The 10355-nt window shown below is 62.0% G+C and carries 10 protein-coding genes; 1 reads left to right on the top strand and 9 read right to left on the bottom strand.

Annotated elements, in window-relative coordinates; all coding sequences use genetic code 11:
- Nucleotides 1–425 (bottom strand): thioredoxin (gene trxA, locus KAZ48_08945; GenBank protein ID MBP7972915.1); only part of this gene is annotated, 425 nt, incomplete at its 3' end.
- Nucleotides 426–580: 155 nt separating this feature from the next.
- On the opposite strand from trxA, the gene KAZ48_08940 reads away from it, so the two are divergent.
- On the top strand, nt 581–1540 hold the full coding sequence (locus KAZ48_08940) for a patatin-like phospholipase family protein (protein MBP7972914.1): 960 nt from the start codon (nt 581–583) through the stop codon (nt 1538–1540).
- Between the two features lie 8 nt (nt 1541–1548).
- Here the strand turns inward: KAZ48_08940 and KAZ48_08935 are convergent, their stop codons facing one another.
- The 8 genes from KAZ48_08935 to KAZ48_08900 form a co-directional block, all read right to left on the bottom strand.
- Nucleotides 1549–2679 (bottom strand): phosphotransferase, encoded by a 1131-nt coding sequence (locus KAZ48_08935; protein ID MBP7972913.1) that lies wholly within the window; start codon nt 2677–2679, stop codon nt 1549–1551.
- A 13-nt stretch (nt 2680–2692) separates the two neighbouring features.
- Nucleotides 2693–3550, bottom strand: coding sequence for an ABC transporter permease (locus tag KAZ48_08930; protein MBP7972912.1), 858 nt, complete (start codon nt 3548–3550; stop codon nt 2693–2695).
- A complete protein-coding gene (locus KAZ48_08925) occupies nt 3547–4479 on the bottom strand; it encodes an ABC transporter permease (GenBank protein ID MBP7972911.1) in 933 nt (310 codons plus the stop codon). Before KAZ48_08925 ends, KAZ48_08930 begins: the two co-directional genes overlap by 4 nt.
- Before the next feature lie 3 nt (nt 4480–4482).
- On the bottom strand, nt 4483–5640 hold the full coding sequence (locus KAZ48_08920; protein ID MBP7972910.1) for an ABC transporter ATP-binding protein: 1158 nt from the start codon (nt 5638–5640) through the stop codon (nt 4483–4485).
- A gap of 20 nt (nt 5641–5660) precedes the next feature.
- On the bottom strand, nt 5661–6881 hold the full coding sequence (locus tag KAZ48_08915) for a spermidine/putrescine ABC transporter substrate-binding protein (protein ID MBP7972909.1): 1221 nt from the start codon (nt 6879–6881) through the stop codon (nt 5661–5663).
- Between the two features lie 177 nt (nt 6882–7058).
- Nucleotides 7059–7889 carry a hypothetical protein gene (locus KAZ48_08910; GenBank protein ID MBP7972908.1) on the bottom strand — a complete coding sequence of 277 codons (831 nt, stop codon included), beginning with the start codon at nt 7887–7889 and terminating at the stop codon, nt 7059–7061.
- A gap of 534 nt (nt 7890–8423) precedes the next feature.
- Nucleotides 8424–9053 carry a C40 family peptidase gene (locus KAZ48_08905; protein MBP7972907.1) on the bottom strand — a complete coding sequence of 210 codons (630 nt, stop codon included), beginning with the start codon at nt 9051–9053 and terminating at the stop codon, nt 8424–8426.
- 417 nt (nt 9054–9470) lie between these two features.
- Nucleotides 9471–10355, bottom strand: an 885-nt coding sequence (locus KAZ48_08900; GenBank protein MBP7972906.1) for an alpha/beta fold hydrolase, incomplete at its 5' end; no start/stop codon positions are given.

The following is a 10355-nucleotide window of genomic DNA, read 5'->3' as shown; positions in this document are numbered from 1 at the left end:
CTCGCCAGCGCCTTGTCGATTGCCGTTGCGAGGGCCGGTTTGGGCTGGGCACCGATGACGCGATCGACGACCTTCCCGTGATCCAGAATCACCAGCGTTGGGATGCTGCGCGCGTCGTACTTGGCGGCCGTTCCCGGCGAATCGTCGACGTTGACCTTCACGACCTTCAGTCGGCCCGCGTATTCGGTGGAAAGCTGCTCAAGGACCGGTGCGACCATGCGGCAGGGTCCGCACCAGGGTGCCCACAAATCGAGGATCACCAACTGGGACGCATCGAGCGCACCGGCAATTGTGGAGTCGTCAGCCGGGACCAACCACGGAATGTCTGCCTTGCATTTTGCGCACCTGGGCTTGCCCTTGGACGCGACTGGTGTGCGGTTCTTGGTTCCACAGGACGGACATACCGCAATTCCGGAATCGGCCATGCCGTCAATTATGCCGGAGGCGCCTCGCCCCACATCGCACGTCCTGACCTGCTGCGCTGAGGCTGCGATGCCAGGTGATCGCAGTAGGCGTTGAAAGCGTCGAGGTATAGCCTGCTGAGGCTGCCACGCTCGAACCCATACCGAAAGGTGGATGCGTGAAGATCGGACTCGCACTCGGCGGTGGCGGGATCACTGGCGGTGCTTTCCACGCCGGGGTCATCAGCGCGCTGTACTCAGTCGGCGGGTGGGACGCTCGGACGGCTGAGGTCATCATCGGTACCTCGGCCGGGTCGATCACCGCGACATCGCTTCGAGTGGGTCTGCCACCCGGCGACTTCCTCAAGCGCCAAACAGGCGAGGCGATGTCGCCGGAGGGAACGACGATCATCGCCCGAGTCGGCACCCCAAATCGCAGTTTTCAGGCAACGTCCGAGCGCAGCCTGCGGCCAGCAAATCCGGATCTGCTCAAGGCTTTCGCCCGCTCCCCGGGTTCTGCTCATCTGGGCAAGATCGCCGCCGCTGCCCTCCCCGAGGGCACAATTCCCACGGACACCATCGAGCACAACATGAACGCGTTGTGCCAAAACGACTGGCCACAGCCGCACCCGTGGATCACCGCACTGCGCCTGTCGGACGGCGAGCGAGTGATCTTCGGCCAGCCGGGGTCCGAGCCGCTTCCGTCCATCGGTTCGGCGGTTGCGGCCTCCTGCGCAATCCCCGGTTACTTCGCGCCGGTGAAGATCGACGGCGACCGCTACGTCGACGGCGGTATGACCTCGGCCTGCAATGCCGACGCGCTCGTCGGCCAAGGCCTCGACGCGGTGATTATCAGCGCACCCATGGCGGTTCATTCCGGGCTCCGGTTCGCGGTCGACATGCCCTGGCGGCGGGTGATCCGTCGGCAGGTCGATCGCGAGGCTGCGGCCCTGCGAGCAGACGGAGTGGATGTCTTCCTGTTCGCACCTAACCAGCGAGACATTGAGGCAATGGGCAGTAACCCGATGGCTACCGGTCGGGAGTCGAGTGTCGCGCGAACCGCCTACCAAAGCACCACTCAACGCATAGCGGAAACCGGCCGGCTGATGTCGCTGCTCGCGGGCGACTCACCCCGGTGACCGTTTCGCTACCCGACGAGCCGTAGCAGTCGATTCATTGCGCCAGTGATTCGCTCGACGTAGCCAAGGGCGACCGTCTCCCCAAGCGTCTGCTGGAAGACCAGCCGGTTGAGGGTTTGGTAGAACACCTCGCCGCGGAATGCCTCCCACCAATCGGTTTCACTGAGGTCGACGTCCGGGCGGTTCGAGGCCACCAAACCAAACTGACGCGTCACCAAACCCCGCAGGTACTCGTCACTGTGCTCGGGCGCCGTCGTGAACATCATCATCTCCACCAGGTCACGCTGCGGAACACCCCACATCGCCAACTCCCAGTCGTAGATGACCGGGCGGCCGACCCGTCGAAAGCAGGCGTTGCGCGGGTTGAAATCGTTGTGAACCAGCGTGTGTGGATGGGTCTCGACCGGGCCGTACCAGTCGGCAGCGCTGGTGATGAGTTGTTCTCGTAGCCGCAATCCCTCCGCACTCAACAGGTCTGGGCGCCGCGCGTGGACGAACTCAACACCGGCGCGCCAGAAGTCAGCGTCGGCAACGACGTCGGCAGCCGTGAACGATTCCGGCAAGAAGTCCAAGCCAGACGGTCGAACCCCCGGCCGCAGGAAGCTGCCGTGGACCTGGCCGATCGCCGACAGTTGCAGTTCAACGTCATCATTGGTCCAACCCGTGACGTGAGCCCCGGTATCCATCAACCGCGGTTCGCGTATGAACTCCAACACGAGCACGGACAGATCGGTTGCCTCGTCGATGACTGAGCCGATATAGCGAGGCTGATAGCTGGCCAACGGTGGGACCTCGGGTTGCAGCCGATAGATGTTGATCTCCCGGTCGAGTACAGACGCCATCTCCCGCGCCGCGCGGAACCGCGAGTACGCAAGCGGCAACTCAATGCCGAGCTGCTCATAGACCCCAGGCATCAGTGTCTTCGAAATGCCGGCGTCGGACCGAATTTTGGCGATGACGTCGATCGTGCGGCCATCGGTCAGGCCGACCGTCAGCGGATGGGTACCACCGAGCTCGCCCGCGTACTTTTCCCGCAACCAGGGCGCCGCGAGCTCGTCGCTATTGCCTACGCGCGCAGCGACCGAGACCGCTGGCACGCCAGCACGATTCAGCAGCTCGAGGAGCTGCTCAGTTGCCACCGAGGTCCTGTGGTCAGGCTTTGTTGCGCCTGCTGCGAACGATCTGCGCGCCGAGCACAATCGCCAAGGCGACGAAGAACATGATCGATCCAATCACGTTCGCCTGCGCTGGAATTCCACGCTGGGCCGACGTGTACACGAACTTGGGGAACGTGTTGGTCTGACCGGAGTTGAAGTTCGTGATGATGAAGTCATCGAACGACAGCGAGAATGCCAGCAACGCGGCGGCCGCGATACCGGGTGCAACCAACGGGAAGGTGACCTTCCAGAAAGTCTGCCGCGCGTTGGCGTAAAGGTCCTCGGCTGCTTGTTCCAGCCGCGGATCAAGTCCCGCCACGCGAGCCTTCACCGTCACCACTACGAACGACACACAGAACATGATGTGCGCAATCACGATCGTCCAGTAGCCCAGTGGGAGGGCCATGTTCAAGAACAACGCCAGCAGCGAAGCACCCAAGACAACCTCAGGCGTGGCCATTGGCAGGAAGATCAACAGGTTGGTGCTTGATCGGCCGTGGAACCGGTGGCGGCTCAGCGCGAAGGCAACCATCGTGCCGAGAATGACGGCCACCAGGGTCGCGATGAAACCGATCGTCAACGAGTTCCGCAGTGACGTACAGACCTCCGGAGCGCCACAGGGATTCGCCCAGTTCTTGAGCGTGAAGCCCTTCCACACCAGGTTCGACTTACCCGCATCGTTGAACGAGAAGACGAACGTGTAGGCAACCGGCAACATCAGGTAGATGAACGCGAACACCGCGTAGATCCGCAGGGTGTTGCGGCCGAACCACCGCTTGATCTTGTAGCTCGTGGGCCGAGCTTCCGGAGTCGGCTTATTGGCCGGCGTCAGCGTTGCTACGGAGGTACTCATACCAAGTCCTCCGTTCCCACGCGGCGGATATAGACCAGAACCATGATCAGAATGATCGCCATCAGGACAAACGACAGCACTGCGGCCGTCGGATAGTCATTGGAAACAAGGAACGCGTAATCAATCTTGTTACCGACCATCGTCGTTTTTCGATTGCCGAGCAATTGCGCATTAACGAAGTCACCGGCCGCCGGGATGAACGTCAGCAGCGTTCCGGCGATGACGCCCGGCATTGATAGCGGCAGCGTCACCTTGCGGAACCCAGTGAACGGTCCCGCGTACAGATCGCTCGATGCCTCGACCAGGCGATTGTCCAACCGCTCCAGGCTGGCGTAGATCGGCAACGTCATGAACGGTAAGAAGTTGTAGACGATACCGGCGATAACCGCGCCTGCCGATGGATAGATCGACCCGTTGGCGCTCATCAGCCCAAGCGCGCGGAAGACGGCGGTGACAGGGCCGTCGTCGGACAGGATCTGGCGCCAGGCGACCGTCCGGAGGATGAAGGAGACGAAGAAAGGCGCAATGACGAGCACGAGCAGGAAGTTGCGGTACTTACCAGCCTTGAACGCCATGACATACGCCAGCGGGTAGGCGATCAACAGGGCGATGATCGTCGCGATGAGGGCATAGGCGAACGCACGAATCAGCGGTATGTAGAACGACGAGTTCGACAGAACATCCCAGTAGTTCGCAAAGCGCCAGGTCAGCTCATATTGGCCGATCTCGCCACCGGGAACCGGGGTCTGCAGCGAAGTGAAGAACAGGGAGACGATCGGGATGACGAAGAAGATTCCGAGCCAGATCATGCCGGGAGCGAGCAGCCAGTAGGGCACCCACTTCTTGCGCGTCAGGCCTTTGCCGGTCTGCCCGCCCTTGTGTTGTGGATCGTTCTCCTCGGTATCACCGATGGCGTGCGCGATGGCCATGGGTCAGCCCCCTACGTTCTGCAGTTCCGGCTCGGCCCCGACTTGCGCGGTCTGGTCACCTTCCAAGACGAAGGCGTGATCGCCGTTCCACGACAATCGGACCGAGGTGCCGCTGGGGATGACGCCCTGCGTCCCCCGGTTCTGCGCGAAGACGCTGATCTCCTCGCCACCAGGCGTGGCGACGAGGTACTGGGTCGACACCCCCGCGAACGAGGCATCCGTGACGTGCCCGTCAACACTGTTGCCGTCTGAGGCGGGGGCGTTGGCATCGTCAACGTAGGAGATGTTCAGCTTCTCCGGGCGAATACCGACAAGCACCTTGCGCCCGACCGTCAGATCAACACCGTCAGCGACGCGACTCTTGGGGACCGTGAACTTGCCATCCGGGTCCTCGAGCAGCAGTTCCTCGCTACCCGCGTCCTTGACGGTCGCCGGGAACAGATTCGACTGGCCCAGGAAGTTCGCGACGAACACCGTCTGGGGTGACTCGTAGAGCTCGATGGGGGCACCCATCTGCTCGATGACACCCTCGTTCATCACCGCGACGGTGTCGGCCATGATCATGGCCTCTTCCTGGTCGTGCGTGACGTGGACGAAGGTGAGGCCGACCTCGGTCTGAATTCGTTTGAGTTCCAACTGCATTTGGCGGCGAAGCTTGAGGTCAAGCGCACCGAGGGGTTCATCCAGCAGAAGCACTGACGGTCGGTTGACGATCGCCCGGGCCAGCGCGATGCGCTGCTGTTGGCCACCGGACAGTTGGCCGGGCTTTCGCTTGGCAACCTGTCCCAGCTCAACGAGATCGAGCGCATCAGTCACCTGCTGGTCGAGGTCCTTGACCCCACGCCGACGAAGACCGAACGCAACGTTCTCGAAAATGTCCAGGTGCGGGAACAGCGCGTAATTCTGGAACACTGTATTGACCGGACGTTGGTACGGCCGCGTCAACGTGATGTCCTCTTCGCCAATGTGGATGGACCCGGCGGTCGGCTCCTCCAAGCCGGCGATCATCCGCAGCGTCGTGGTCTTGCCGCAACCCGATGGTCCGAGCAGAGCGAAGAACGACCCCTGCGGAATCTGCAGCGTCACGTTGTCGACGGCTTTGAAGTCGCCGAACTCCTTGGTGATGTCTGCGAGCAAAACGTCGCCATCTGCCTGTGTCATGTCACTTTTCTTAGCCACCATCAACCACCAATCACGTCGCCGAATGCGGCGGTAAATTGAATTTCCTCGGCCGGTGTGAGTGGCCGGAAAACCTGGGTTTCGTTGAGCGTCTTGTCGCTGGGGAAAATCCATGGACTGGCCGCGAGCTCAGGATCGATCTTCTCCATGTATTTTTGCGCGCCTTGCACGGGGCAGATGTAGTTGACCCAGGCGGCCGTCTCTGCGGCGATATCGGGTTGATAGTAGAAATTCATCAACTTCTCAGCGTTCTCCTTGTGCTGGGAAGTTGCCGGGATCAGCAAGTTGTCACTCCACAGCGTTCCGCCGGACTCCGGAATGATGAACTCGTACTTGCCCGGGGTCTCGGCGTTGAGTTGGAAGATGTCACCGGACCACGCGATGGCTGCGTACGCCTGGCCACTGACCAGGTCCTCCTTGTACTCATTGCCTTTGACGCCCTTGATCTGGCCCGAATCGAGTTGTTCGGATAGGACATCGAGGGCCGCCTGGAACTGGTCGTCGGTGAACGGCCCGTCAATTGCAACGCCTTGGCTGAGCATGATCAGCCCGACGGTGTCGCGCATCTCCGCCAGAACGTCGACCTTGCCCTTGAGGTCAGGCGCCCACAGGTCGTCGAGGGTCTTGAGGCCCTTCGGGTACTTCTCCTTGTTCCAGGCGATGCCGGCGAAGCCGGACTGCCAGGTGAGCGAGAAGTTGCGGCCTGGATCGAAGCCGACGTTCTCCAGGTTCGGCAGAATGTTCTTCTTGTTGGGGATATTCGCTGCGTCGAGTCGTGCCGCATAACCCATCCGGATCCAGCGGCCGGCCATCCAGTCGGTCGGTGTGACTAGGTCATAGCCGATGTCAGACCCGTTGGCGAGTTGCCCCTGAACCTTGCCCCAGAACGTGTTGTTGTCGTCGATGTCCTCGCGGTACTTGACGTTGATGCCGCTCTCCTTCTCAAACTGCCTGAGAGTCGGATAGACCTTCTTCTCTTCGTCGTAGTCCAGGTAGAGCGTCCAGTTGGCCCATGTCAGCGTCTTGTTGGTGTCGGAGAGGTCGACTGGAGTGGCCACCGGGTTGTCGCGATTGTGTGGCGTCCCGCTGCTGCCGGAGATTCCGCAGGCTGCGAGGAAAGCTGCCGCACCGCCGGCCCCGAGCGTCTGCAAGAAGCCACGGCGACTCATTGCGGACCTCAGCGCGCGGACAACTTGCGGATCGAGGGGACTGGCCGAGTTCATACTGACTCCCGCCTTGGCGACGCGTGCGAAGTACCTGCCACTCGGTGAACCTACCGGTAATTGGTCCGCGCGACCATCCAAGTGGGGCGATCGATATTCGGTTTCTTTCTGATAGATCCCGGGGCCGACGACTTTGGCCACCGCGGCTCGTTGTTCAGCGGAACCCCCGCAGCGGAGCTAGAGCCCGGCGATTGCTTCGCGCAACGCCTGTTCGGCGCGGGCGAGTTGTTCTTTTGCCTGGCGGGCGGCAAAGCCGCTACGAGCGACTTGACCCTTCGCCTTGACCAGCGCGGCCTTGGCCGCCTCGTATTCCTCGCGAGTCAGCCTCGTCGTGCGATCTGCCACAAGGGCGGCCGTACCGAGTGCACGCGGATCGACGAATAGGCCCTCAGTCTGCTTAACCAGTTCCTCATCACCTGCCAGCATGTACGCCCGCCGAATGGTCAGGTCAACCTGGCGCTGGGCAGCCGTGACACCGATGCCTAAGGAGCCCCACTGCCGACGCACGACCCTGGCACTCCGTGCTGCCGCCCTGGCGGACTTCCGCGCAGCCACGACCTGGCCCCGCAACTCGGCGATACGTGTCTGTTGGGCTCTGCGCAAGGCCGCCGGATCAGGCAGTTGGTCGGCTGGCAGCGTTACTCCCGCGGCGCTGACCAGCGGACCATAGGCCGTGTGTTGGCCGTTGACCAGCACATGGATGTGGTTCATGTGGTTTTGCGTCCAGTCGCCGCGGTCTTCCATCAGACGAAACGCCTGCCCCGGATGCCAGATCTGTTGACGGAAGATGAAGTACACGACTCCCAGTTGCTGCCAGTTCGCCATCAGAAAGCCGGCAATGGTCGCTCCCTCCGAAACGCTCTGCTTGGTCCGACCGTCGTCGCGGAGCATGATGTCCAACGCTTGACCAGACGGATGATCGGGAATGGGATCCTCGCGCCAGCCATAAATGGCGCCCTCGGTGGAGTAGTAGGGGAATGCCTTCTCAATCAACCGCAATAGGGTCACCGCGTTGGGCTGGAGCCTTGCTTCGCTGTTGCGTGCGACGGGCAGATCAGCGAATGCGGTTCGTGACGCGGCCCGCGTGGGGGTAGTCGATTGGGGCTTTGGCTTTGCAGCCGAGACGACACCCGGTGAGGCAGCCGCGGCTGAGGCAACGACAGGTGAGATGGCGAGGCTTAGGGCGCCCACGGCCAACACTGCGACGAGGGGGCGAATTGCCGCGAAACGCGACGATCGCCAGTTACCGGACGCCGCCACTGTTGAACACCACCTCGTCGGTACGGGCTAAGTGAAACTGCCGAATCGTGGCTACAAGGCCCGCTGGCGAGAATTCGATTCACGAAGCAACCCCGAACTGAACAACGAGGCGCCCTTAGTGTTGGCAGGCTCGCGAGACCTTGTCAAACCGGCTTCCACAGCCGACGCACCGACCGGTCCACTCGAGGCGGGTGCCGCTGGCTCAGGCGCACAAATGCCGCAACGCTTGGCAATCGAGTTGCCTTGCGTTGCGGCATTGTGCGATCGGGCAATCGCGGCTTACTAGCCCTTGATCAAGCGCGCGGCACCGGCGTAGCGGGGACGCCAGTACGAATCATTGATTCCGCTGATCGAGACATCGCTGCGAGGGTTGTTCGCGCCGATCATCTTGCCGCGACCGATGTACATCGATACGTGCTGTGATCCGCCGGGACCCCACACAAGGAGGTCACCGGGCAATAGGTGGCGCTTGCTGACCTTTTGGGCACGCTTGACGCGCCACTGGGATCCGGAGTAGTGCGGCAGGTTGATGCCGGTCACATGCTTGTAGACCATCTTGGTGAAGCCCGAGCAGTCAAAGCGCCAGGCGGACGATGCGCCTGCGACGTACTGGCCGCGGTGGTGCAGACGGGTTTTGGCGAAGCGGACGAGCCGCTTGCGGGTGCTCAGGGCGCGCAAGTGCTTGGCGCGCGCCCGGGCGCGCTGTTTGGCTGCGCGTATTTGGGCCTTGGTCAATGTCGGCTTAGCAGGTGCTGCAGGTGCTGCAGGTGCGGCCGCTGGCACGACGGTTCGCGCAACAGGCGTCGAATCCGCTGCCGTTGCAGTCGACGTTGCTGCTGCGGCTGGCATCAGAAGTGCAGCACTGGTAGCTACCGCAACACCCATGCCAAGGCTCTTTTTAGACGTGCGCATACGAAGACAAACCTTCCTCAGTTCGCTTACCGAGTTAGCTGACGGGCTCAGGCGTGAGGTGCCTTACCGGCCGAAATTGGCCGGACTCGCCCCAGTGGTACTTAGTGGTTCCCCGGTTCTCCCGCGGCTGTCGGACAGGGAAAGTAGCCACATGCCAGCGGGTGATTGAGCGGTTGCCCGCGCGCCACGGTGGCGGCGCTCCCGACGAGCAACGAGATCGAACGTAACACCTTTGGAAGACCCCAAAAGTGCCGGTTTTCCACAGGAAACTACTGTCCGTGAGGCAAAATGTCCGTATTCATGGGGTTCCTCTAGGAATGCCGCTACTGCAAGTAATTGAGAGTTCAGCGATCTCGTGAGAGTGTTCACAAGATTTCTGACGACATGCCCGGACTCAGACCCTGTGGCGGAACCGCGTCAGCAAGTGACGTTCCCCGGCGGCATCTTGCCAGCGATCAGATAGGCATCGACCTTGTCGTCGACACACGCCGAACCTCGGCCATAGGCGGTGTGCCCATCGCCGTCGAAGGTGATCAGCGAGTTGCTATCCAGCTGCTTGGAGACCGCCACCGCCCACGGGTATGGCGTGGCTGGATCGTTCGTCGTGCCCACCAACAAGATGGGTGATGCGCCGGACGCTTTGACCTCGTGCGGGCCATCAGTTGCCGGTGCCGGCCAGTCATGGCAGGGGTAGTTGCCCCAAGCCAGATCCGCTCCAAATGTGGGTGCGGTCTTGAGCCACTGTGACGCGAGCTCAGCGGTGCGAGTCGCGTCAGCACGATCCGGCCGATCCAGGCAGTTGACCGCGTACAACGCATCGATCGAGTTGTCCAAGTACCGCCCGTCGGGGCCGCGGCTGACGAACGAATCGAGCATCTCCTCCAGCGGAGCGCCGTCGCCCTTGAACCCGGCATCGAGGCCGAACCGCAGCGCTGGCCAACCGGAGCCTTGGTCGTAGAGCGATCCGACGATGCCATTGACCGCCATCGGTCGGGTCAGGGGTCGACCGGGCTGGCCCTTGATCGGCTTGGTCGCGAGCTTGCTCAGCCAGTTGTTGATCTTGACTAGACCAGCTTTTGGGTCAGCCGGTAGGGGGCAGTCCGCGTGCTTGGGGCAGTTGGCGATGAACCGACTGAGCGCCAGCTGGAAACCTTCTGCCTGCCCCTTGGCCAACCCGTCGTTTGTCAGCGTCGGATCGATGACGCCATCGAGGACGAAGCGGCCGACCCGATCGGTGAACAGATCCGCGTACGTCAGTCCGAGGAACGTGCCGTACGACTTGCCCAGGTAGTTCAGCTTCGC

It is taken from the genome of Candidatus Nanopelagicales bacterium, assembly GCA_018003655.1.
Classification (GTDB): domain Bacteria; phylum Actinomycetota; class Actinomycetes; order S36-B12; family UBA10799; genus JAGNDY01.
This window is presented reverse-complemented; position numbering and strand designations above follow the sequence as displayed.